Consider the following 22162-nt stretch of genomic DNA (forward strand, 5'->3'; position numbering starts at 1 on the left):
AGATAGTCGATCTGCGGCATAGTGGTCCCATGACTTCCCTCTCGATCCGACTTGCCCGCTGGAAGGCGTCCACCGCGCTCGCGGTCCAGGCCCTGCGCTCCTGGACGCCCCGGCAGATCATCATTGCCGCGATCGCCGCCGTCGTCGTCGGCCTGCTGGTGGGAGTCGCGACCGTGCTGATTCCCAACTCGTTCTTCGCCCGGGAGATCCCGCCGGTGTGGTGGAACTACCCGGTGTGGATTCTGACCTCGGTGCTCAGCGGCATGCTCATGGCCACCTATGTGCGGACGTCGAGTCCGGTGGAGTCCGGGTCGGAGGATGATCCGGCGACCGCCGAGGCGCAGGACGGCATCTCGCCCGCCGAGGATCGGCGCAGCAGCCGTTTCGGAATGATCGGCATGGTGCTGGCCTGGTTCGCAGTGGGCTGCCCGGTCTGCAACAAGATCGCGCTCGTCGCCCTCGGATACTCTGGAGCCATCACCTACTTCACACCGCTCCAGCCGATTCTCGCGCTCGGCGCCATGCTGCTCACCGGCGTCGCGCTGATCTGGCGACTCAAGGGGCAGGTCGCCTGCACCGTGCGCCCGCGGAAGGACCTGGTCAACACATGAGCGAAGAACGCCCGCCCGGGACGCCCGCCGAACGACTCGGCCCCTTGGAGCAGCAGGTCATGGACCTGCTCTGGGACCATTCCGGGCACACCGTCCGTGAGGTCATGGACCAGCTGCCCAGCCGCCCGGCCTACACCACCATCGCCACCGTGATGGGCAACCTCGAACGCAAAGCTCTGGTGGCGCCGACCCGCGTGGGACGCTCCGTGCGCTACCTCCCGCAGCGGACCCGCGAGGAACACACCGCAGGCCTGATGCGCCACGCACTGGGCGTCAGCAGAGACAGAACCGCCTCCATCCTGCATTTCGTGGACACCATGCCGGACGAGGAGCGAGATCTGCTGCGCGCCTATCTCGCTGGTGAGAATTCCCAGGACTCACCGTGAACCCCCTGCTGCTCTCCCTGCTCATGGTCTTCGCGGTGCTCGCCGCAGCCGTGCTGGGTCGTCCGCTGATCCGCGCCGCGGCACCGGCGCTGGTCCGGTTCCCACGCCTGGCTGTGCTGGGTCTCGGGGCGAGCCTGGTGCTCTGGCTGACATCGGTGATGGCGGCTGGACTGTTCCTGGCCTGGGCGCTGACCGGACCCAGCCCGCTGCCCGCCCCGGTTGCGGAGGTCTGCCAGCGCTGCCTGGAGGCGTCGAACCCCTTCTCCACCGGCTTTGCGATGGAGACCGGCATCCCCACAGCCGCGTTCCTCTTCGCGCCCGCTGCTGCGGTGCTGCTCGTCGCGGCACTGGGTCTGCGGGCTGCGGCCAAGCGGAAGTCCTTGCTGCGCGAGACCTGCCGCTCCCTGCTGCCAGTGGGACGACGCCAGGTCATCGACGGTCATCTGGTCACCGTGGTCGAAGATCCCCACCCCTCGGCGTTCGCGCTGGGCAGGGACCGCTGGGGCATCGTCGTCTCCACGGGCCTGCTCGCGGCGCTGAACGATCAGGAGCTGCGCGCTGTCCTCGCCCACGAGGCGGCGCATCTGCGTGAACGCCACCACCTGGTCCTGGACTTCATCGGCAGCATCACCGGACCCCTGCGCTGGGTGCCCTTCGCGGGCGCCATCGCGGACGCGGTGCCGCACTACCTGGAGGTCTCGGCTGACAACGCGGCCCAGCGCCGCGCAGGCACCCGGGCGCTCGCCTCGGCCCTGCTGGTCATGGGGGAGGCGAGCAGCGCCCAGCGCACCGCCAGCAGCCAGACAGGAGCGCAGCGCATGATGCTGGCAGCGGGACCGGAGCGCGTGCGCCAGCTGATCTCCCCGGTGAGCCCCCGCCAGGGGATACTGGGGGCGGTCGCGATGACCGCGATCATGGCGGTGCTGATCGTCACCAGCGCCACCGCCCACGGCGCCGCGCTGGCCGCCGTCGTCTCGGGATGCGTCATCTGAGAACCGAAAACGTGCCGACCCCGCCAGGGGTCGGTGAACTGTGAGTCGAAGGAGCAGGCCATGAGCTACACCCACACCACGACCGTCCCGATGCCCTATACCCAGGCGGTGGAGGCCACCCGCGCGGCACTGGCCGAGCAGGGCTTCGGGATCCTCACCGAGATCGACGTCAAAGCCACCTTCACCAAGAAGCTCGGCGCCGAGTCCGGTGAGGCGGTCGGAGACTACATCATCCTGGGCGCCTGCAACCCCACGCTGGCCAGCAAGGCGCTGGCGGCAGAGCCCGAGCTCGGGGCGCTGCTGCCCTGCAACGTGGTGGTCCGCCGCGGCGCCAACGAGGACCACGCGACCATCGACGCGATCGACCCGCAGACCATGGTCCAGCTCAGCGACTCAGCCGCCGTCCGAGAGGTGGCCGAGGACGCTGAGCAGCGCCTGCGCGCAGCCTTGGACGCGATCAGCGCCGCCGCGAAGGACTGAACGCAGAAACTGACCGCAGGAGTGGTCGCAGGGCTCAGCCTCGCCGTGGGCTGAGCTCCGCGCCCTGACTGCTGCGAGGACGCGTGGTGGAATACCAGCCGGCAAAGAGCAGCACCAGCAGGCTGATGTCCACGGCGTCTCCGCCGTAGTACATCAGCTGCGCGCCGGCCTGCGCGTCACCGGGTGCCACACCCTCGGGCGGGTGCGCATAGAGCCACTTGGCCAGGATGGAATGCGCCGCGATGAACAGGATCAGCACTGTCGACCGCATCGGCATCGACGCCCGGTGCGGGTCCGGATCGACGCCCACCAGCGAAGCTGTGAACACATAGCCGGCCACGAAGATGTGCAGATGCACCAGCGCATAGGCCACCGGGGAGACGTGCATGACCTGGAACAGGTCCGTGGTGTAGAGCAGCCAGAGTCCGCCCGCGTTCAGCACGCCCGCGACCACCGGATGGGTGAGCACCCGCACGCCGGGACTGCGCAGGACCCGGGTCAACCCTCGGGCGGCATGCACCGGAAGCGCGCGCAGGGCGAGGGTGACCGGTGCGCTGAAGACCAGCAGCAGCGGGGCGATCATGCCCAGCAGCAGGTGCCCGGCCATATGCGCGGTGAAGCTGGTGTGCGCCGCGGTGGCGACAGGCCCGAGCAGCCCGGTGGCCGCGCAGCCCAGCCCGAGGTAGAACAACACGCTGCGGTGCAACGGCCAGGGAGTACGTCGGCGGGAGGCCCAGAGTGCCGCGGCATGACCCAGCGCCGCGGTGAGCAGCATGAGAACGACGACGACGTCGAGCGCGGCCCAGACCGAGGGGTCCGCCGGCGCGAGACCCGTCGGAGCACCGAGGTGATCCTCCTGGTGACCCATCAGCGGCTCATCGGCTTGTCCGTCCCGACGTTCAGGCCGGGACCGCGGCTGGACGGGTGCGGCGCAGCATGACCAGACCGATCACCAGCAGCACCACCGCGGAGCCGATCCAGGTCAGGTCATAGACGAACAGGTCCACCCCGTAGCGGATCTGGTGGATCCCGAGCAGCTTGTGGAAGACCACCCCGTCGAACAGCTGGAACGCTCCCACCCCGGCAAGCACCGCCCCGGCCCAGCGCTTCCACGCGACCTCGGTCCGGCGTCGCACATCGGCGAGCAGGAACAGGCCCCAGACGGTGATGAACCAGCCGAAGGCGTGGAAGAAGCCATCGGCAGTCAGGGCCACCTCCGTGGTGGAGAGGTCGTAGAAGTGATGCCACTGCAGCGCCAGGTGAAAGATGAACAGGTCGATGATCGAGGCCGCGATCCCGGACCCGAACAGCACCCCCGAGAGCACCGTTCGCCGGTCCAGCTGCGCCTTCGGATCTGTACTCACAGGGCCCAGCCTAGACCTCCACGTCACCTGGGTTCTACGACGATCGCGGCCGCCGAAGCGGAAGAACGTCTGACGGGCTGGCGGATGATGGTGCGCAGCTTCTCAGGCGCGACCCTGCGCGGGTCGCTGAGATAGACCTCGTGGTGCTTACCCGTGGGTTCAAGACCATGGCTCGGCATGAATTCGCTGTGCATCGGTTCGATGGTCCTGGGCTCCTCATCGAAGGGGCCCACGTGCAGGGTCTGTACGCAGTGGCCCTCGGTGAGGGCCTCCAGGCGGACGGCGTCCAGGCGTGCGGGGGAGGACTTCGCCCGGACCGCGGTGACCGCATGGGCGAACATCTCTTGGTCGATCCACTCAGGAACCAGGAGCATCAGCGTCCACTGCCACTTCGACTTGTCCCGCGCGCTGGTGAACACCGACATGTCCTCGGCCCACCACAGGCCTTCCAGCGGCGGGACCACATAGTCGCGCTCAAGCTCGCGCTTGCTGGAGAACTTCAGCGCAAAGGCCAGCGGATACAGCGCCTCCAGCGAGCCCGCGTACTCGGGCGAGGTGTTCGGGTCACCGTGGCCGTCGATCATCAGGTACTGCATCTCGGGCAGCTCGAGGACCTGGTGCATTCCGGGCCTGGCCCGATAGCTGGGCAGCGTCTTCTTGAAGTCGATCTTCTGGATCATGACGGCTGTCGGGTTGACCACACGGCGAGACCGATGAGCGCAGGCTGGAAGGAGAGCCGCACCAGGTGTCTGCGGGAAGCCAGAAGTGCCGTGCCCAGTCCGATCCCGACCAAGCCGGATGCCGGGCCGGTGGTGCGTGCGATGGACGCCATGGGATCAGATTAGCGCCGGTGCCAGCTGCCTGGGAATCGACTCAGGCTCCAGCGTCGTCGTCCTTCTGGTCTGCGAAGTCGGACTGATCCGGCACACGGGCCGCGGCGATTCCGGTGTCCCACCCGGGAGCGTCTCCCCCCTCCGGCGGAGCGAGCCGACCGGCATCGATTCCGGAGGACTGGAGGAGCCAGGAGATCAGCGAGTTGGAGTTCCACATGTCTCCGATCCCATAGATGTCGCGCCCCCAGGTCAGCTGCGGGGTCGTGGGGATTCGTCCGATCAGCGCGTCGACTTCGCCGGGAGCGAGCAGGAAGCGAACCGGCGGGCCGATCGCCCAGTCTCGATCGGGTATGGATCCGCCCTTCCAGCATCGGATCTCATAACGAAAGAAGCGGGAGGCGCCCAACCAACGGATACCGACAGGCCCCTGGCCCACCACGCCGCGAGGTCCGGAGGGCTGGCCCCATACCGGAGTCATCTCGATCACGTACTTGCTGGTGCCGTCGAACACCTCGAGCGCGGCATGGAACAACCGACAGGCTCGACGGCGGGCCCTGAGCGCGCGCAGCGACTCCCACCACCTGCTTGTATGGACGACGACGTGCCCACCGGCGCCTACCGGAATCCACCACAGGTCGAGGTGAGGGCCGGTCATGGCCGGACGGGCCCTGTGGTCAGGCTCCGTGACGAGAGCGCCATATCTGTAGGATAAACGTCCCCACAGCACCCGCTCCAGAGCCCGGTTCGCCGAATCCGAAACCGGGTGCCCTGCGCCGCCGCCCCTGGTCGCAGCCAGGTCGCGGGGAAGGCGTGGCGTGTGAACATCCACGGTGGGTGGGCCCTGTCGGGATCGAACCGACGACAACCGCGGTGTAAACGCGGTGCTCTACCAGCTGAGCTAAAGGCCCGTGCCCAGTCACCGCCGTGACGGCGCGATCTGGTGCAGCAAGAAGTGTAGCAACCTGTGCGTGAGGCTCAGGACCGCCCGCGGGACTGGTTCAGCCGGGTCTGCTCGGCGGCGTAGAGCGCCGCCCCGACGATACCGGCGTTGTTCTGCAGCGCGGCGACCTCGACCTTCGCCCGCAGGTCCTTGATCTCGGGCAGGAAATCCTCGCTGCGCTTGGAGATCCCCCCGCCGATGATGAACAGCTCGGGCGACTGCAGCCGCTCCACATGCTTGAGGAACCGGTTCAGCAGCTGGCCGTATTCATTCCAGGGCATGTCGGTGCGCTCACGCGCCGCGGCGGAGGCCTTCTTCTCCGCCACCTCGCCCTCGAACTCCAGGTGACCCATCTCGCTGTTGGGGACCAGCACGCCGTCGTGCACCAGGGCTGACCCGATGCCGGTGCCCAGGGTGATCGTCATGACCGTGCCCTCGAGCCCCTTGCCCGCGCCGTAGCGGGCCTCGGCGAGACCGGCGCCGTCGGCGTCGTTCAGGGTGTGGATCTGCCCGGGCAGGTGGCGCAGCAGCTTCGCGGCGTCGGTGTTGATCCAGGACTGATCGATGTTCGCCGCAGAGAGCACGATGTTCTTGTCCACGATCGCCGGGAACAGCACGCCGACGGACAGCTCTTCCAGCGCCGGGGCCTTCTCCCGGCTGAGCAGCTCATCGAGGATCTGACCGATCACCTCGGCCACCGCCTCCGGGGTCGCAGGCTTCGGGGTCGGGATCCGGAACCGTTCACCGGTCAGGGTGCCCTTGTGCAGGTTGACCAGACCGCCCTTGATCCCGGTGCCGCCCACATCGATGCCGATGGCCCGCTTGGGAAGATCCGTGATGGTCTCGCTGGCGGAACCGAGGGACTGGGCAGCCAGTGGCTGCTCGTGAGAAGAGCTCATAGTGGTGCAGTATCTCCGTGCTGTGGGGGAGGGGACCGGACTCAGGAGCCCGAAGGCAGCGTGAGGATCTCGGCGCCGTCATCGGTGACGACCAGAGTGTGCTCGAACTGCGCGGTGCGCTTCCGGTCGCGGGTCACGGCTGTCCAGCCGTCCTCCCACATGTCCCAGTGGCGCGTGCCCAGGGTGAGCATCGGTTCGATGGTGAACACCATTCCCGGCTCCATCAGGCGCGCGTGGTCCGGTGCCGCATCGAAGTGCGGGATCACCAGGCCGGTGTGGAACGCCTTGCCCACGCCGTGGCCGATGAACTCGCGTACGACACCATAGCCGAAACGCCTCGCATAGGACTCGATGGCGCGACCGATCACATTGATCGGCCGGCCCGGCTTCACCGCCCGGATGGCACGCATCATCGCTTCCTCGGTGCGTTCGACCAGCAGCCGGGTCTCCTCATCGACCTCGCCGACGAAGAACGTGCGGTTGTGGTCCCCGTGCACGCCGTCGATATAGGCGGTGATGTCGAGGTTCACGATGTCACCCTCGGCGAGCACTGTGGAATCCGGGATGCCGTGGCAGATGACCTCGTTGACCGAGGTGCAGATGGCCTTGGGGAACCCGCGGTAGGACAGGCAGGACGGGTAGGCCCCACGGTCGGTCAGGTACTGGTGCGCGTAGGCGTCAAGCTCTTCGGTGGTGACCCCGGGGCGGATCAGCTCGGAGGTCGCGACCATGGCGTCGGCGGCGAGCTGGGCCGCCCGTCGGATCCGCTCGACGGTCTCGGCGTCGTAGACGTCTTCACCGGTGTACTCCGGCGGGGCCTCGAGGCCCACGTAGTTGGGCCGATCGATGTGCGCCGGGACCGGACGTTGAGGGGACACCGTGCCCTTGGTGAGCGTGCCCACGGGGGCACGGGAAGACAGGGGAGCGGACTGCGGGGTAGCCATGAGGTTCATCCTATCGGTCTGCTGCTGCCCGGGGCTCGGGCTGCAGCTGGGGTCGCGGCCGCAGCTGCAGCGCCAGCGCCAGCGCCGCGATGCCCACGATCACGCTGATCGCAACCGGCAGCGAGGACCCCTGGGTCATCACTCCGATGGCCGGGGAGAGGCTGAGCATCACCGCGCGCATCGCCCAGCTGATCCAGGTCACCCCGCTGTGCGCGGGCAGTCCCGGCACCCGGTCCGCCCGGGCGAAGGCCAGCGGCACGGTCACCGCGCAGCCCAGACCGGCCACTGCCAAGCCGACGAGGGTCAGCGCGACTCCCGGTGCCCAGGCGGCGCCGAGCAGACCGATGATCACCGCCGAGAGGCTCAGGATCAGCGAGGTCCGTTCCCCGAGCCGGTCGATCACCCGGTCACCGATCATCCGCCCGATGAACTGGGCGGCAAGCAGCACGGTGAGTCCGACGCCGGCCGAGGCCGCGTCCATGCCGCGTTCGGTCGAGAGCAGCACGGCGGACCAGTTGTTGCCCACGTCTTCGACCGAGATCCCGGCCAGCGCGATCAGCGCAAGCGGCAGCAGGATCTTGACTGTGGACCACCCGGAGGGCCTGACCGGGGGCTCGGCGTCCTCCGGTTCCGCGTCAGGTTCGGGCATGAACGCGCGTGCTGAGAGGGTCATCGCGGCCACACAGATCAGCGCCCACACCGCCATATGGGTGGCCAGCGGCACGCCGAGCACCGCGGCCAGGATCCCGACGGCGCCGCCGAGAGCAGCGCCGATGCTCCAGCCCGCGTGCATCGAGTTCAACAGCGACCGTCGATACGCCGTCTGGACACGCAGCCCCTGGGAGTTCTGCGACACATCCACCGCGGCATCGCCGAAGCCCGTGATCAGCAGGCCCGCCACCACCACCCAGGGGTTGCCCAGCGCCACCCCGGCCGCGGCGAGGGTCAGTCCACCGCCCATCAAGAGGGTGCCGAAGCTCGCGGTGCGCGCGACTCCGAGCCACCGGTTGATCACCCCGGGCATGTGCAGCGCCAGTGCGCCGCCCAGCCCGAAGCCCACCACCACGAGTCCAAAGATCGCCGGGCTCAGCTCCAGTGCGTCCTTGACCTCGGCGTAGCGGGCCAACAGCGAGGCAGGGAGGGCCCCATTGGTGGCGAAGGCGGCCATGGTCGCGGCCCGGCTGCGCCGCAGGGAGGGGGCGCGCCGTCGTCGTGCTGATCCGGAGGTCGCCGTCGGCGGGGTGCTCTCGTGCATGGGCAGAAGTCTGACACGCTGCCGCCGCGCTGAACTTCAGGATGTGTCAGCCGAGGCCGGGGCGTATTCTGGGGCCATGAGCACCGAATACTGGTTCAACGTCCGCACCGGCCAGGTCGAGGAGGGCGCGCAGTCCTCCTGGAGTCAGCTGCTGGGCCCCTATCCCACTCGCGAAGCCGCCTCCGAGGCGCTCAAACGCGTGCAGGAGAACAACGAGGCTTGGGATGAAGAGACCGAGAAGCACGAGAAGCGCTGACCGTCAGAACTGACCGCCGACGCCGGCCCTCGATCCACCTGGGTGGCCAGCTCGGCGGGCAGCATCTCCGGTCGATCTGAGTCGTCACCATGCGCCCCGGAGACTGCAGCTGTCTGTGGTGCCTCCAAGAGACCCCGGGGCGCATGTTCTGACGTCGATGGTTCGGTCCTGGGTCGGCGGCTCAGGTGAACTTAGGCGCGCGCCGCTGCTTGCTCTGCGCCTCGAACGCGGCAGCGATCCGGAAGCCGGACGCCTCATCATACGGGCGGGTTACGAGCTCGATGCCCGCGGGGATGCCGTCCTCGGTGAATCCTGCTGGCACTGTCACCGACGGCAGAAGCGCCTGGGAGGCGATCAGTGTGTTCGTCGGGAAGCTCAGCACGGTCCACTCATCGCGTTCTGTGTTTGAGGGCGCAGGAACTCGAGTTACCGGGTAGGTGAGTGCATCCAGTGAATTCTGTGCCATCACGTCCAGAATCACCCGCGTGAACTCCTCCCGCACGACGAACCGGCGGGAGTAGTCTGGGTCGTCTTCGGGCTGTTCAGGGCCTTCGACAAGTGCTTCGAGCAAGTCAAGCTGCTTGTGGTACCTGCCCTCAGCGACGATGTCCGCGATCCGCAGGTGGTTGAGTGGCTCACGCTCCCGCAGATAGACGTCGACGTCGTGGCGCGAACACGCGACGTACTGACTGGTGTCGATCAGATAGTCCATGAGATTGGGAATCTGGACGTCGACGACCTCGGCCCCAGCGTCCTCCAGATCCTCGACCGCTTTCCGCATGAGCAGATTCATGGCTGCTCCGCGCGGATCAGATTCGTCACCCAGAGCGTTGGTGACCAGTCCCACCCGCGCATTCTGCATGCCACCGTTCACCGACTCCAGGTAGGAGGTCGGCGGATTCCCGACTGTCGCGGAGACGGAGAAGGGGTCGCCGTTGTCATAGCCCGCCATAGCGTCGAAGATCGCGACCGCGTCTTGAACCGACCGTGCAAGCGGCCCGACGGTGTCTTGGAAAGCGACGAGGAATCCGGTGCCGGTGCGTGGTACGACCCCTGGAGTGGAACGTATGCCAACGAGATTGCAGAAGGAGGCCGGGATTCGGACTGATCCGCCACAGTCGGTTCCGAGTCCGGCGACAGCCAGGTTGGCCGCGACCGCTGCCGCAGATCCAGCACTGGAACCGCCAGGATCGTGATCCAGGGCGTATGGATTCTTGGTCTCGCCGCTGACCGAAGAGTAGGACCACCAGGAGGTTGCGAAGTCTGGAAGGGTGGATTTCGAGAGGATGACAGCCCCAGCCTCTCTCAACCTGGCAACAGCGACAGCGTCTTTCTCGGGACGGAAGCCCAAGAGGGCCTCGCTTCCACACGTCGTATCCATCTCCGCAGTATCGATGTTGTCCTTCACCACAATGACAACTCCGTGCAGCGGACCTGCAAGGGTGTTCGTGCTTCTCAGGTGTTCGTCGAGCTCTTCGGCCCGAGTGAGGGCGAAATCATTGGTGGTGATGATCGAGTTCAGGCTTGGTCCAGAACGGTCAATCGCTTCTATCTGGTCTAAGTAGTGCCGTACGACATCTTGGACCTTGATGTCCCCTGAGGAGTAAGCATCGAGCAGTTGAGGAATTGAGATTTCGTGCAGCGAGAAAGAATCTTCCGTGGACATCGATCGGGCTCCTTAGAAGTGGGAAGTGTCGCGAGTGCGTCGTCGAGGTGCAGGCGAGGATGAGACTCTCTGCCCCATGTGAGGTCTAGCACACCACCCAACAGCCTACCCAGGACGCGGTTGTTTCTTCGCAGAGGAGTGCCGATGGCTGTCCGGTGCACGCCACGAGTCTAGGATCAGGAGTTCCGTGGGGAGCGGGCAGGTGGAGCTCGCGGGTAGGCTCCCAAGGAGCTCTGGAAAGGAGGCTGTGATGACCGGAACTATAGATCTCAACGTAGACGGTGGAGAAAGTCTTGGACGATGGCGGCTGGGAGCGGACGAGGCCCTGGCCCCGCTGGTCTCTTCTCTGAATGTCGCCTGCGGCTGGCATGCTGGCGACGCAGGGACTATGGCAGCTTCTGTTCGACTGGCGAAGCACCACGGCTTGGCGCTCGGATCCCACCCTGGCTTCCCGGACCTGATCGGGTTCGGCCGTCGCGAAATGGCGTTCTCGCCAGACGATGCCGCGCAGGCGGTCCTTTACCAGACGGGTGCACTGCGAGCTTTCGCTGATCAGCAGGGAGTAGCCCTGGCCCACGTCAAGGCCCACGGAAGTCTCTATGGGTTACTGATGAGGGATGACAATGTGTCGGACGCCGTCGCTGATGCGATTGGCGAGATGGATTCCACGTTGATCCAATTTCTCCCGGCTGGCCACGCGGCCGATCGACAGCGCAGACGGGGCCACCGGGTCGCGGCAGAGGCTTTCGCGGACTTGGAGTACGCCGATGATGGGCGGATAGTCATAGACCCGGAGAATCGTCGCAGGGATCCTGAATGGTGCGCCGAGCAGGTCCAAGCAATCCTCGGCGGGCATGTTCGTACCGCAGATGGCTCAGTGATACCCATTCAGGCAGACACTGTCTGCCTCCACTCGGATCGACCAGGAGCCGAGGCAAACGCCCACGCTGTGACCAGGACAGTCGCTGCTCTGGGGATCGCTGTGCGTCCCCCAAGTCCGTGAAGCTGGCCCGTTCTCATATGCCCCTGCCGTGATGCCGCAGCAAGGAGGTCACCGTATCGGGCAGCTGTGTGCCGAGCCTCGTCAGGCCCTGACTCTCTATGCGGCGAACTGATTGATGATCTTCCGATAGAGATTCGTCTAGACCTGTTAGAACTACACGAGGCGAACTCAACGGTAAAGCCATTCAGATACGTCTTTTTAATCGATCTTGGATAATCTTCATCATGATTCGATAAATGCCATCTGATGGGAGTTCTTCAATTCGGAGGAATTCGCCTCTGCGCACGAGCGGGTGGCCCTAATCCTCGAAGCTGTGCTCCGGCGCCGGGAAGCTTCCGGCGCTGACGTCCTTGCGGTACGCCGCAGCCGCCTCGGTCACCACCTCGCGCAGGTTCGCGTACTGCTTCACGAAGCGCGGCACCCGACCCGAGCCCAGGCCTAGCATGTCCTGCCAGACCAGCACCTGACCGGTGGTGCCGTTGCCGGCACCGATGCCGATGGTGGGCACGCGCAGCGCTCGATCCACCTGGGTGGCCAGCTCGGCGGGCACCATCTCCATGAGCACACAGAACGCTCCGGCGGCCTCCAGCGCCAGTGCGTCATCGATCAGTGCCTGCGCGGTCTCCCCGCGACCCTGCACCCGGTACCCGCCGAGGGCATGCTCGGACTGCGGAGTGAAGCCGATATGGGCGATCACCGGGATCCCCGCGGCGACCATCGCGCGGACATGACCGGCCATCGCCGCGCCGCCCTCTACTTTCAGAGCCTGGGCGCCGGCTTCCTTCATGAACCGGACTCCCGTGGTCACCGCCTGCGCCGGGGAGCTCTCATAGCTGCCGAAGGGAACATCGGCGACCACCAGCGCGCGGTTGGCGCCGTTGACCACTGACTTGGTGAAGACCAGCATCTCTTCGACGGTGATCGGCAGCGTTGACGAGTGGCCCATCATCACGTTGGAGGCGGAGTCGCCCACCAGGAGCAGCTCGATCCCGGCCTCGTCGAAGATCGACGCGATCTGCGCGTCATAGGCGGTCAACATGGAGAATTTCTGGCCGGCATCCTTGAACTGCTGAAGGTGCACGGTGCGGACCCGTTTAGGGTTGATCGGCTCGGACATGTGATCAGGCTACCCAATTCCGCGCAGGCCCAGGCTTAGGAGCAGGAGGAGTTGGGTAGAGTGGTTCCGGCGACACCCACTGCATTTCAGGAGGCTTCAACGTATGGATCGACAGCAGGAATTCGTACTGCGCACCATCGAGGAGCGCGACGTCCGCTTCGTGCGCCTCTGGTTCACCGATGTGGTGGGCTCGCTGAAGTCCGTGGCGCTGGCTCCGGCCGAGGTCGAGGGAGTCTTCAACGAAGGGCTGGGCTTCGACGGCTCCTCGATCGAAGGACTCTCCCGGGTCTTCGAATCCGACATGCTGCTGCGCCCGGACCCCTCCTCCTTCCAGATCCTGCCCTGGCGCGGTGAGGAAGAGCCGACGTCGCGGATGTTCTGCGACATCCTCACGCCCGATCAGGAACCCGCCGCCGGGGATCCGCGCAACGTGCTCCGCCGCCAGCTCGACGTCGCCGGGGAGATGGGCTTCACCTGCTACACCCACCCCGAGGTCGAGTTCTACGTGCTCGAGTCCCAGAACCTCAACTCCGACGGCGAGCCGATCCCGGTGGACCGTGCCGGTTACTTCGACCACGTCACCGGCAGCGTCAGCCAGGACTTCCGCCGCCACACCGTCAACATGCTCGAAGCTGTGGGCATCTCGGTGGAGTTCAGCCACCACGAGGCCGGCCCGGGTCAGAATGAGATCGACCTGCGCTACGCCGACGCGCTGACAACCGCAGACAACATCATGACCTTCCGCACCGTGATCAAAGAAGTGGCGATCATGCAGGGCAAGTACGCAAGCTTCATGCCCAAGCCCTTCTCCGAGCACCCCGGCTCCGGCATGCATACCCACTTCGGGCTCTTCGAGGGCGACACCAACGCCTTCTTCGCCCCGAACACCGAGTACAACCTCTCCACCACCGCGCGGCAGTTCATCGCCGGGATCCTGCGCCACGCGCCGGAGTTCACCGCGGTGACCAACCAGTTCGTGAACTCCTACAAGCGCCTCTGGGGCGGGGGAGAAGCCCCCTCGCACGTCTCCTGGGGACACAACAACCGCTCCGCCCTGGTCCGGGTGCCGCTGTACAAGCCCACCAAGGGCGGCTCCGCACGAGTGGAGTTCCGCGGGATCGACTCCGGCGCCAACCCCTACCTGGCCTACGCCGCCGTGCTCGGCGCCGGACTCAAGGGCATCCGCGAAGGCTACGAGCTGATGGAGCCGGTGGGTGAGGACGTGTGGTCGCTGACCACCTCCGAGCGCAAGGCCCTGGGCATCAAGCCGCTGCCGGGCACCCTGCACGAGGCGCTGCGCCAGATGGAAGACTCCGAGCTGATGGCCGAGATCCTCGGCGAGCAGGTGCTGGAGAACTTCCTGCGGAACAAGCAGCAGGAGTGGGACGAGTACCGGGTGAACGTCTCGCCCTTCGAGATCAAACGGTACCTCGGCCTGATCTGATCGTGGCCGACACTGCGCTGACCCGCCGGGAGCTCATCGCTGCCGGGTTCCAGGAGCTGGAGCGCGCCTCCGGGTTCCTGGCCGACGAGCACCTCGCCGGGTTGGAGCCGGCCGTGCTGCTCAAGACCCTGCACTATGCACCCAACCCGGATCAGGCGCTGCTGCTGCTCATCCGGCTGGTGGAGCGCGCCGGCGACGTCTGTGACCTCTTCGAAGTGGTCACCGACGGCGTCTATCTGCGCGCGGTCCCGCTGATCCGGCTGCTCGGCGCCTCCCAGGCGCTGGGCGAGTTCCTCGTCCGCCGCCCAGAGAACTGCGACCTGCTGTTCAGCATCGCCGACACCCTGGAGGCGGACCGTGATGAGCACCAGCACAACCACGCCCCCGACGACGCCGCGGCCATCGCCCTTCCGGAGGTCACCGAGCCCGAGGTGCTGCGCACCCGGCTGATCCAGGCCGTCCATGCCGACCCGACAGCGGAGCTGCCCACCGCGGCGCTGGACTCCGAGTTCAACGCAAAAGCGGCCGGCGTCGCGCTGCGCCGAGCCTACCGGCGCGAACTGACCTCCCTGGCGCTGCGTGACCTCAGTGCCGCTGATCCCGCCGCGTATCAGCCGCTGGCCTCCCGGCAGCTCTCCGATCTGGCCGGCGCGGCCATCGACGCAGCCCTGGCAGTCAGCCGGGCCGAACTCACCGACCGCAACGGGCGCACCGCGGAGATCGTGGAGCTCGCGGTGATCGGCATGGGCAAATGCGGCGCCCGCGAGCTGAACTACATCTCCGATGTGGACGTGATCTTCGTCCACCGCGCCTCCGAAGACATCGACTCCGCGGCTGCCCGCAACACCGCGGTGGCCATGGCATCTGGCATCTCCAAGGTCATCAACGGCACAGGTCCCGAGCCCGGACTCTGGGAGGTGGATGCGAACCTGCGCCCCGAGGGCCGCGAAGGCGACCTCTCCCGCACCCTGGAATCCCACCTGGAGTACTACAAGCGCTGGGCCCACGGCTGGGAGTTCCAGGCGCTGCTCAAGGCCCGGCCCATCGCCGGCAGCCGCAGCCTGGGCAATGACTACATCGAGGCCATCTGGCCCCAGGTGTGGACCTCCTCAGCCCAGGAGAACTTCGTGGAGAACGTCCAGCGGATGCGCCGGCGGGTCTTCGACAACATCCCCGCCGACGAGGTGGACCGAGAGATCAAGCTCGGCCGCGGCGGGCTGCGCGACGTCGAGTTCACCGTCCAGCTGCTGCAGCTGGTCCACGGACGGGTCGATGAGTCCCTCCGGGTGCGGGACTCGCTGACCGCCATCGAGATGCTCGAGGCCGGGGAGTACGTGGCCCGCGCAGACCGGGACGCGATGTCCCGCTGCTACCGGATGCTGCGCCTCTATGAGCACCGGATCCAGATGAGCAACATGCGACGGACCCATCTGATGCCGGTGAAGGCCGATGAGATCCGTGCGCTGGCCCACGCGGTCCACCCGCCGAACCGGCGTCGTCGTCCTGCCGGAGAAGAGGTGCTGACCCAGTGGCGCGAGATCGCCAAGGAGGTCGCCAGCTTCCACGAGCGGATCTTCTACCGCCCGCTGCTCTCCACCACTGCGGTGCTCTCCGACGAGGAGGTCCGACTCACCGCCAAGGCCGCCCAGGACCGTCTCGCGGCGCTGGGCTATCACGACCCGGCCGGCGCGATGCGGCACATCTCCGCGCTGACCTCGGGGTTGTCGCGTCGGGCGAAGCTGCAGCGGCGGATCCTGCCGATGATGCTGGGCTGGTTCGGCGAAGGGGTGGACCCCGACGGCGGGCTGCTGGCCTTCCGCCGGCTCAGCGAGTCATTGGGTCAGAGCCCCTGGTATCTGACCATGCTGCGGGACTCCTCGGTGGCCGCGGAACGTCTGTGCCTGGTGCTCTCCGGCTCCCGGTTCATCTCCGACATGCTCGAACACTCCCCGGAGTCCACCAAATGGCTCGGAGACAATGCGGCGCTGACCCCACTGAGCTACGAGGCGCTGTGGAAGGAGATCAGCAACAAGATCACCCGGCACAAGGGCGACCTCGAGACCGCCATGCGGCTGACCCGCCTGGTGCGCCAGCGCGAGACCCTCCGGGTGGCGATCGGCGACGCCGTCGGGCTGCTGGAGATCTCCGAGGTCGGCAACGCACTCTCCGATGTGGACCGCGCCGCAACCCTGGGCGCGATGCGCGTGGCAGAGTCCGAGGTCTGGGAGACCGAAGGTCGGCACGCCGATCTGGCGGTGATCGCCATGGGACGCCAGGGCGGACGCGAGATCGGGTACGGCTCTGATATGGACGCCATGTTCGTCCACGACGTCGCCGAGGGCGGGGATCCGAAGCTCGCCGATGCGCAGGCGCAGAAGCTCGCGATGCGGATCAGCGCCCAGCTCTCCAAACCGCTCAAGCCCGCGATCCGCGGCGAGTTCCCGCTCAAGCTCGACGCCGATCTTCGCCCCGAGGGCAAGCAGGGTCCGCTCTCGCGGTCGCTGGACTCCTACGCCGAGTACTACCGGCGCTGGATGGATGTCTGGGAGCGCCAGGCGCTGCTGCGCGCCCGGCCCATCGGCGGGGACGACGACCTGCTGGACGGGTTCATGGAGCTCGCCGACTCCGTCCGCTATGGCGCCCCGCCGAGTGCCTCGCAGACCCGTGAGATCCGCCGGATCAAGGCCCGGGTGGAGTCCGAACGGCTGCCCCGTGGGGCCGATCCGTCCCGGCACGTGAAGCTCGGCCGCGGCGGTCTCAGCGATGTGGAGTGGCTGGTGCAGCTCTTGCAGCTCCAGCACGCCCATGCGCTGCCGCGCCTGCGCACCAGCTCCACGCTGATCGCGCTCGACGCGATGGTCGATGAGGAGCTGATCAGCCCGATCGACGCGGAACAGCTCACCCAGGCGTGGAAGCTGTGCACCCGGGTGCGTTCCGCCACCACGGTCTGGAGCGGCAAGACTGCCGACGTGCTGCCTTCAGCGCGCCGGGATCTCGACGCCGTCGCCCGCTGGTGCGGGTTCCCCTCCGGCGGCAGCGCGGACTTCGAGGATCACTACCTGCGCACGACCCGGCGCTGCCGACAGGTCTACGAGCGATTGTTCTACGACGAGGCGTAGCGAGGGAGCCGAGCATCGCTGAACTGGCGGGGAGGCCCCGTGGCGCCCGCCCGGCAAGGGGCAGGTGCCACCTCGCTCAGGCTGCGAGCTTGGCGATCAGCGCCTCTGCGGTCTCCGCGGAGGACTGCGGGTTCTGACCGGTGATCAGCAGGCCGTCCTCGACCACGTAGGAGCTCCAGTCCTCACCCTGGGAGTACCTGCCGCCGAGCTTGGTCAATTCGTCCTCGACGAGGAACGGCACGACATCGACCAGGTCGACCCCGACCTCCTCCGTGTTGGTGAACCCGGTGACCAGCTTGGCGTTCACCAGGGGAGTTCCGTCTTCGTTGGTGGCATGGCGCAGCACTCCGGGCGCGTGGCAGACCAGCGCGAGAGGCTTGCCGGCACGCAGCGTGGTCTCGATCAGGCGGATGGACGCCGGATCCTCGGCGAGATCCCACAGCGGGCCATGGCCGCCGGGGTAGAACACGGTGTCGTAGTCAGCCGCTGAGACCGTGTCCAGGCGCACCGTGTCTGCGAGGGCGGCGGTGGCGTCGGCGTCGGCCTCGAACCGGTGGGTGTCATCGGTCTGGAAATCGGGCGTGTTGCTCGCCGGGTCAAGCGGCGGCTGGCCGCCCTTGGGTGAGGCCAGGGTGATCTCGTAGCCGGCCTCCTTGAAGCGGTAGTACGGGGCCGCGAGCTCTTCGAGCCAGAAGCCGGTCTTCTTGCCGGTGTCACCGAGCTCGTCGTGTGAGGTGAGAACGATCAGGACCTTCATGTGGATCTCCTTGATGTAGACGATCTTGTGGCGTGGTATGCCGCGCGGCGAGTGCTCAGGCGACCCGGGCGGGGGACTCCTGGGCGGCGGCCATGCTGGGCGCGAGCAGCTCCAGCGTGCGGTGCTGGACCGCTTCCTCGGGGGCCAGGTTCACCAGCATCAGCTCATCGGCCTGGACCTCCTCGGCGAAGGCGTCGAGCCAGGAGACGACGTCGGCCTGGGTCCCGACGGCGACGCGGGAGAGCATGCTCAGCACCTGCTGACCCGCTGGGTGGTCGCGCAGCATCACCACATCCTCGTCGGTGATCTGCCGGTTCCGGCCCAGGTGGTTCTTGATCCAGGCGTTCTCCGCCAGGGTCTTCTGTTCCTGGGCGACCGCGGCGTCGTCGTGGGCGATGACATTGGCCGCGGCGATGAAGTGGGGCTGCGCGTCCGGGCCCAGCAGGGAGTTGGTCGCGTCGAAATGTTCGCGGTAGATGTGAGCCGCCTGGTTGAGCATCTGCGGCGCGAAGTGTGAGGCGAACGCGTAGGGGAGACCAAGCTGCGCGGCCAGTTGGGCGCCGAAGAGCGAGGACCCCAGGATGTAGAGCGGCACATTGGTGCCCAAGCCGGGGTAGGCGTTGACTCCGGGGATGCGGCTGTATCCGGTGAGGTAGCCGCTGAGCTCCATGACGTCGGCCTGGAAGCGGTCGGCCTCGGTGCCGTCGCGGCGCAGTGCGCGCATGGTCGGTCCGTCGGTGCCGGGTGCGCGGCCCAACCCCAGGTCGATCCGATCTGGGTAGAGAGTCGCCAGGGTGCCGAACTGCTCGGCGATCATCAGCGGTGCGTGGTTGGGAAGCATGATGCCTCCGGAGCCGACCCGCAGGTTCTCCGTGGCGGCGGCCACATGCTGGATCAGCAGGGCGGTGGCGCTGGAGGCGATGTTGGGCATGTTGTGGTGCTCGGCGAACCAGATGCGTGTATAGCCCAGCTTGTCTGCGGTCCTGGCCAGCCGGACGCTGCGGGCGATGCCGTCGGCGACTGTCTCTGGTGGGCGCACAAACGCGAGGTCAAGCAGGGACAGCGGGCGCGAGGCGGTGTTGGGCATACCTGGTGCAACAGCATGAGGGAGCGATCTCATTCCGCGAGGTGTGCACCGGCACAGGTTCGGGACCTGGCCACGGGGGCAGAGGCGCCCAGAATTGGTTGACACTCTGAACGATGATGATATGTTCGAGTCCCAATGATCAAGCAGGACCGAGCGTGGCAGATGTGACGATTCCGTCTGCGGAATGCAGGACCAGGCCCATTGCTCCCGCCTGGCATCAGAGACATGAAGGGGGAGTCCCGCCGTGGCGCAGGCCGAGCAGCCCCTTCCGGAGGGCGAGAACCCTGCGAGGTCTTTCCGCATCTCGTTGGCGATAGGCTCTCTGCTTCTCACGGCGCTGGTCTACGGATTCCTCATCTGGTCGAACTGTGCGACCGACGGTATAGCTGCGTTCTCGAGTGACGTTCGGAGCTTCCACACAGCCGAGGGGTGTTGACCCTTCATCCCGGCTCGGTCACAGACTCACGGGGGCTGAAGAGTCTCCGCGTGCCCCCACGGGCGAGCATCAGCACGACGATCAGCGCCGTGACCAGGAAGAAGCCGCCGAGCTGGACCTCGCCGCGGAAGATCAGAGCAGTCAGCTCCAGGACCAGGAACTTGCTGCCCGGCAGCACCAGGATCAGCATCGCCACGTTGAGGGCTCGACGAGCGCCGCGCCGTGCCCGTAGCCGGGCCACCAGTGACTTCTTCGCCCAGGTCACCAGCTCGAGCACGAGTTTCAGCAGCACTGCGGTGAGCAGCGTGATCGAAAACGACTCCGAGATCACTGCCGGGAAGAACTGGACGAAGAGCCCCAGCACCACCGTGTAGACGAAAACGTCGATCACATCCAGGGGTCCCAGCCGTGTCATGGATGTATTTTAGTGAGCAGAGGCTGGTCAGGTAAGGGTGTCCGGGTTACGGTGAGGCCATGGCTCTCATCAACAGCAATGGGTTGGCACATGTCCGGCTCACCGTCACCGACATCGCGCGATCAAAGGCGTTCTACGACCAGGTCTTCGGCTGGCCCTCCGTGGTGGACACCTCGGCCCACGCCGATGACCCCGCGGTCCTTGCCTCTCAGGAACAGTTCTACGGCGGCGTCATCTACCAGACGCCTCAGGGCACGCTGGTGGGTCTTCGGCCGGTGGGGGAGGCCTCGTTCAACGCCGACACCACAGGACTCGATCACCTGAGCTTCGCCGTGGACTCTCGCGCCGCGCTCCAGGACGCCGCCCAGGCGCTGGCCGGGGCCGGCATCGAACATGGCGAGATCAACGACCTGCACGACACCGGGCTCGCGATCCTCTCCTTCCAGGATCCCGACGGGATCAACCTGGAGCTCACCGCGCCCCTGGGCTGATGTCCCGCCCTCTCCAACACGCCTGTCCCGGGCGAACAAGTCCCGGACGCAGGATGCCCGGACACAGCAAGCGGCCCCTCACCGATGACTCGGTGCGGGGCCGCTTGCTGTTCAGGCTCGGTGAGTGATCAGACCGAGTAGTAGAGCTCGAACTCGTACGGGTTCAGCCGCAGGTTCAGCGGTGCGATCTCTTCTTCGCGCTTGTATTCGACCCAGGCCTTGACCAGGTCCTCGGTGAAGACGCCGCCCTCGAGCAGGAACTCGTGGTCAGCCTCGAGTGCCAGCAGGGCCTCTTCCAGCGAGCCGGGAGCCTTCTGGATGCTGGCGGCCTCTTCGGCGGGCAGCTCGTAGAGGTCCTTGTCGATCGGATCTGCGGGCTCGATCCGGTTGCGGATTCCGTCCAGGCCAGCCATCAGCTGCGCCGCGAAGGCCAGGTAGGGGTTGGAGGAGGGATCCGGTGCGCGGAACTCAAGCCGCTTGGCCTTCGGGTTCGCTCCGGTGATCGGGATGCGGATCGCGGCGGAGCGGTTGCCCTGCGAGTAGACCATGTTGACCGGGGCCTCATAGCCCTTGACCAGGCGCTTATAGGAGTTCACCGTCGGGTTGGTGAAGGCCAGCACGGCCGAGGCGTGCTTGAGCAGACCACCGATGTACCAGCGGGCGGTGTCGGAGAGGTTCGCGTAGCCCTTCTCGTCGAAGAACAGCGGGGTGCCGTCGGTCCACAGCGACTGGTGGCAGTGCATGCCGGAGCCGTTCTCACCGAAGATCGGCTTGGGCATGAAGGTAGCCGACTTGCCGAACTGATCCGCGGTGTTCTTCACGATGTACTTGAACTTCATCAGGTCATCTGCGGCGTGGGTCAACGTGTTGAACTTGTAGTTGATCTCCTGCTGACCGGGGCCACCGACCTCGTGGTGGGAGCGCTCGACCTCCAGGCCGACGGCGTCCAGGGCCACGCAGATCGCATCGCGCAGATCGGCGCTCTTGTCCTGGGGGCTGACCGGGAAGTAGCCGCCCTTGGTGGCCATCTTGTGACCGAGGTTGCCGCCCGGGATCTCCTCGGAGGACTGCCAGGAAGCCTCATCGGAGTCGAGGGAGTAGAAGGAGGTGTCCGGGCTGGACTGCCACTTCACATCGTCGAAGAGGAAGAACTCGGCCTCGGCGGCGAAGAATGCGGTGTCAGCGATGCCTGAGGCCTCGAGGTACTCCTCGGCCTTCTGGGCGACGCCGCGGGGGTCACGGGCGTAGGGCTCGCCGGTGCGCGGGTTGACGATCGAGAACGTCATCACGAGGGTCTTCTCCACGCGGTACTCATCGATGTACGCGGTGGTCACATCGGGGATGAGCTGCATGTCAGACTCGGCGATGCCCTGGAACCCGCGGATGGAGGAGCCGTCGAAGAGCTGTCCGTTCTCGAAGAAGTCGAGGTCAACGGTCTTTGCCGGGAGGTTGAAGTGGTGCTGAAGGCCGGGAAGGTCGGTGAAGCGGACGTCGACGAATACGACATCCTCTTTCTCGATGTACTTCAGAACTTCGTCAGGGCTTTTGAACATACGTCCGTGCTCCTCGTCAGGTGTCTGGGCTTGCGTGCGTAACTGGGGTGAACGCTCGGTCCCACGCTATGGGCCGGGCATTTCCCGGCCATCACGCAAATGTTTCCGTCATGT

General features: G+C 66.5%; 22 protein-coding genes and 1 tRNA gene. 9 read left to right on the forward strand and 14 right to left on the reverse strand.

What is annotated here, in order from left to right; translation table 11 throughout:
* The first annotated feature begins 29 nt into the window (after positions 1-29).
* The 4 genes from LTH96_RS04955 to LTH96_RS04970 are packed head-to-tail and all read left to right on the forward strand — an operon-like array spanning position 30 to position 2469.
* Positions 30-611, forward strand: coding sequence for a hypothetical protein (locus tag LTH96_RS04955; RefSeq protein WP_241464647.1), 582 nt, complete (start codon positions 30-32; stop codon positions 609-611).
* Positions 608-997, forward strand: coding sequence for a BlaI/MecI/CopY family transcriptional regulator (locus LTH96_RS04960; protein WP_241464648.1), 390 nt, complete (start codon positions 608-610; stop codon positions 995-997). The genes LTH96_RS04955 and LTH96_RS04960 overlap by 4 nt, the downstream gene beginning before the upstream one ends.
* Complete coding sequence (locus LTH96_RS04965) at positions 994-1989, forward strand: M56 family metallopeptidase (protein ID WP_241464649.1); 996 nt, start codon at positions 994-996, stop codon at positions 1987-1989. The genes LTH96_RS04960 and LTH96_RS04965 overlap by 4 nt, the downstream gene beginning before the upstream one ends.
* 60 nt (positions 1990-2049) lie before the next feature.
* Complete coding sequence (locus LTH96_RS04970) at positions 2050-2469, forward strand: DUF302 domain-containing protein (RefSeq protein ID WP_241464650.1); 420 nt, start codon at positions 2050-2052, stop codon at positions 2467-2469.
* 34 nt (positions 2470-2503) lie between these two features.
* On the opposite strand, the gene LTH96_RS04975 is transcribed toward LTH96_RS04970, so the two are convergent.
* The 8 genes from LTH96_RS04975 to LTH96_RS05010 all read right to left on the reverse strand — a co-directional run bounded on the left by LTH96_RS04975 (position 2504) and on the right by LTH96_RS05010 (position 8704).
* Positions 2504-3337 carry a cytochrome c oxidase assembly protein gene (locus LTH96_RS04975; RefSeq protein ID WP_241464651.1) on the reverse strand — a complete coding sequence of 278 codons (834 nt, stop codon included), beginning with the start codon at positions 3335-3337 and terminating at the stop codon, positions 2504-2506.
* 31 nt (positions 3338-3368) lie between these two features.
* Positions 3369-3833 carry a DUF2243 domain-containing protein gene (locus tag LTH96_RS04980; protein WP_241464652.1) on the reverse strand — a complete coding sequence of 155 codons (465 nt, stop codon included), beginning with the start codon at positions 3831-3833 and terminating at the stop codon, positions 3369-3371.
* A gap of 23 nt (positions 3834-3856) precedes the next feature.
* Complete coding sequence (locus LTH96_RS04985) at positions 3857-4513, reverse strand: GyrI-like domain-containing protein (protein ID WP_241464653.1); 657 nt, start codon at positions 4511-4513, stop codon at positions 3857-3859.
* A gap of 193 nt (positions 4514-4706) precedes the next feature.
* Entirely contained in the window at positions 4707-5321 is a 615-nt protein-coding gene (locus LTH96_RS04990; RefSeq protein ID WP_241464654.1) for a hypothetical protein, read from the reverse strand.
* Between the two features lie 180 nt (positions 5322-5501).
* Positions 5502-5574, reverse strand: a tRNA-Val gene (locus tag LTH96_RS04995).
* Between the two features lie 67 nt (positions 5575-5641).
* Positions 5642-6505 carry a polyphosphate--glucose phosphotransferase gene (ppgK, locus tag LTH96_RS05000; protein ID WP_241464655.1) on the reverse strand — a complete coding sequence of 288 codons (864 nt, stop codon included), beginning with the start codon at positions 6503-6505 and terminating at the stop codon, positions 5642-5644.
* Between the two features lie 41 nt (positions 6506-6546).
* Positions 6547-7449 (reverse strand): type I methionyl aminopeptidase, encoded by a 903-nt coding sequence (map, locus tag LTH96_RS05005; protein ID WP_241464656.1) that lies wholly within the window; start codon positions 7447-7449, stop codon positions 6547-6549.
* Positions 7450-7459: 10 nt separating this feature from the next.
* Positions 7460-8704, reverse strand: coding sequence for an MFS transporter (locus LTH96_RS05010; protein ID WP_241464657.1), 1245 nt, complete (start codon positions 8702-8704; stop codon positions 7460-7462).
* Between the two features lie 76 nt (positions 8705-8780).
* On the opposite strand from LTH96_RS05010, the gene LTH96_RS05015 reads away from it, so the two are divergent.
* On the forward strand, positions 8781-8960 hold the full coding sequence (locus tag LTH96_RS05015) for an SPOR domain-containing protein (protein WP_241464658.1): 180 nt from the start codon (positions 8781-8783) through the stop codon (positions 8958-8960).
* 181 nt (positions 8961-9141) lie between these two features.
* Here the strand turns inward: LTH96_RS05015 and LTH96_RS05020 are convergent, their stop codons facing one another.
* Positions 9142-10626, reverse strand: a complete 1485-nt coding sequence (locus LTH96_RS05020; protein WP_241464659.1) for an amidase — start codon at positions 10624-10626, stop codon at positions 9142-9144.
* A gap of 250 nt (positions 10627-10876) precedes the next feature.
* On the opposite strand from LTH96_RS05020, the gene LTH96_RS13215 reads away from it, so the two are divergent.
* Positions 10877-11629: a LamB/YcsF family protein gene (locus LTH96_RS13215; protein WP_241469467.1), complete on the forward strand. Its 753-nt coding sequence runs from the start codon at positions 10877-10879 to the stop codon at positions 11627-11629.
* A gap of 298 nt (positions 11630-11927) precedes the next feature.
* Here the strand turns inward: LTH96_RS13215 and panB are convergent, their stop codons facing one another.
* Positions 11928-12746 (reverse strand): 3-methyl-2-oxobutanoate hydroxymethyltransferase, encoded by an 819-nt coding sequence (gene panB / locus LTH96_RS05030; RefSeq protein WP_241464661.1) that lies wholly within the window; start codon positions 12744-12746, stop codon positions 11928-11930.
* 103 nt (positions 12747-12849) lie between these two features.
* Here panB and glnA (LTH96_RS05035) point away from each other — a divergent pair, with 103 nt between their 5' ends.
* Positions 12850-14190 carry a type I glutamate--ammonia ligase gene (glnA, locus tag LTH96_RS05035; protein ID WP_241464662.1) on the forward strand — a complete coding sequence of 447 codons (1341 nt, stop codon included), beginning with the start codon at positions 12850-12852 and terminating at the stop codon, positions 14188-14190.
* A gap of 2 nt (positions 14191-14192) precedes the next feature.
* Complete coding sequence (locus LTH96_RS05040; protein ID WP_241464663.1) at positions 14193-17309, forward strand: bifunctional [glutamine synthetase] adenylyltransferase/[glutamine synthetase]-adenylyl-L-tyrosine phosphorylase; 3117 nt, start codon at positions 14193-14195, stop codon at positions 17307-17309.
* Positions 17310-17385: 76 nt separating this feature from the next.
* Here LTH96_RS05040 and LTH96_RS05045 read toward each other — a convergent pair whose 3' ends face one another.
* From LTH96_RS05045 to LTH96_RS05055, 3 genes are all read right to left on the reverse strand, one after another.
* Entirely contained in the window at positions 17386-18066 is a 681-nt protein-coding gene (locus tag LTH96_RS05045; RefSeq protein WP_241464664.1) for a type 1 glutamine amidotransferase domain-containing protein, read from the reverse strand.
* A 55-nt stretch (positions 18067-18121) separates the two neighbouring features.
* Complete coding sequence (locus tag LTH96_RS05050) at positions 18122-19153, reverse strand: LLM class flavin-dependent oxidoreductase (RefSeq protein ID WP_241464665.1); 1032 nt, start codon at positions 19151-19153, stop codon at positions 18122-18124.
* Between the two features lie 440 nt (positions 19154-19593).
* Positions 19594-20004, reverse strand: a complete 411-nt coding sequence (locus LTH96_RS05055; protein ID WP_241464666.1) for a hypothetical protein — start codon at positions 20002-20004, stop codon at positions 19594-19596.
* Positions 20005-20063: 59 nt separating this feature from the next.
* Here LTH96_RS05055 and LTH96_RS05060 point away from each other — a divergent pair, with 59 nt between their 5' ends.
* Positions 20064-20495, forward strand: coding sequence for a VOC family protein (locus LTH96_RS05060; RefSeq protein WP_241464667.1), 432 nt, complete (start codon positions 20064-20066; stop codon positions 20493-20495).
* Positions 20496-20623: 128 nt separating this feature from the next.
* Here the strand turns inward: LTH96_RS05060 and glnA (LTH96_RS05065) are convergent, their stop codons facing one another.
* Positions 20624-22048 carry a type I glutamate--ammonia ligase gene (glnA, locus tag LTH96_RS05065; protein WP_241464668.1) on the reverse strand — a complete coding sequence of 475 codons (1425 nt, stop codon included), beginning with the start codon at positions 22046-22048 and terminating at the stop codon, positions 20624-20626.
* Positions 22049-22162: the final 114 nt, after the last annotated feature.

Source organism: Nesterenkonia sp. LB17 (assembly GCF_022565915.1).
GTDB lineage: Bacteria > Actinomycetota > Actinomycetes > Actinomycetales > Micrococcaceae > Nesterenkonia.

Excerpts from the sequence above, each read along its gene's own strand:
- LTH96_RS04955 (WP_241464647.1), top strand. The coding sequence starts at position 30 with ATGACTTCCCTCTCGATCCGACTTGCCCGCTGGAAGGCGTCCACCGCG.
- LTH96_RS04960 (WP_241464648.1), top strand. The coding sequence starts at position 608 with ATGAGCGAAGAACGCCCGCCCGGGACGCCCGCCGAACGACTCGGCCCC.
- LTH96_RS04970 (WP_241464650.1), top strand. The coding sequence starts at position 2,050 with ATGAGCTACACCCACACCACGACCGTCCCGATGCCCTATACCCAGGCG.
- LTH96_RS04975 (WP_241464651.1), bottom strand. The coding sequence starts at position 3,337 with ATGGGTCACCAGGAGGATCACCTCGGTGCTCCGACGGGTCTCGCGCCG.
- LTH96_RS04985 (WP_241464653.1), bottom strand. The coding sequence starts at position 4,513 with ATGATCCAGAAGATCGACTTCAAGAAGACGCTGCCCAGCTATCGGGCC.
- LTH96_RS04990 (WP_241464654.1), bottom strand. The coding sequence starts at position 5,321 with ATGACCGGCCCTCACCTCGACCTGTGGTGGATTCCGGTAGGCGCCGGT.
- ppgK (WP_241464655.1), bottom strand. The coding sequence starts at position 6,505 with ATGAGCTCTTCTCACGAGCAGCCACTGGCTGCCCAGTCCCTCGGTTCC.
- map (WP_241464656.1), bottom strand. The coding sequence starts at position 7,449 with ATGGCTACCCCGCAGTCCGCTCCCCTGTCTTCCCGTGCCCCCGTGGGC.
- LTH96_RS05010 (WP_241464657.1), bottom strand. The coding sequence starts at position 8,704 with ATGCACGAGAGCACCCCGCCGACGGCGACCTCCGGATCAGCACGACGA.
- LTH96_RS05015 (WP_241464658.1), top strand. The coding sequence starts at position 8,781 with ATGAGCACCGAATACTGGTTCAACGTCCGCACCGGCCAGGTCGAGGAG.
- LTH96_RS05020 (WP_241464659.1), bottom strand. The coding sequence starts at position 10,626 with ATGTCCACGGAAGATTCTTTCTCGCTGCACGAAATCTCAATTCCTCAA.
- LTH96_RS13215 (WP_241469467.1), top strand. The coding sequence starts at position 10,877 with ATGACCGGAACTATAGATCTCAACGTAGACGGTGGAGAAAGTCTTGGA.
- panB (WP_241464661.1), bottom strand. The coding sequence starts at position 12,746 with ATGTCCGAGCCGATCAACCCTAAACGGGTCCGCACCGTGCACCTTCAG.
- glnA (WP_241464662.1), top strand. The coding sequence starts at position 12,850 with ATGGATCGACAGCAGGAATTCGTACTGCGCACCATCGAGGAGCGCGAC.
- LTH96_RS05045 (WP_241464664.1), bottom strand. The coding sequence starts at position 18,066 with ATGAAGGTCCTGATCGTTCTCACCTCACACGACGAGCTCGGTGACACC.
- LTH96_RS05050 (WP_241464665.1), bottom strand. The coding sequence starts at position 19,153 with ATGCCCAACACCGCCTCGCGCCCGCTGTCCCTGCTTGACCTCGCGTTT.
- LTH96_RS05055 (WP_241464666.1), bottom strand. The coding sequence starts at position 20,004 with ATGACACGGCTGGGACCCCTGGATGTGATCGACGTTTTCGTCTACACG.
- LTH96_RS05060 (WP_241464667.1), top strand. The coding sequence starts at position 20,064 with ATGGCTCTCATCAACAGCAATGGGTTGGCACATGTCCGGCTCACCGTC.
- glnA (WP_241464668.1), bottom strand. The coding sequence starts at position 22,048 with ATGTTCAAAAGCCCTGACGAAGTTCTGAAGTACATCGAGAAAGAGGAT.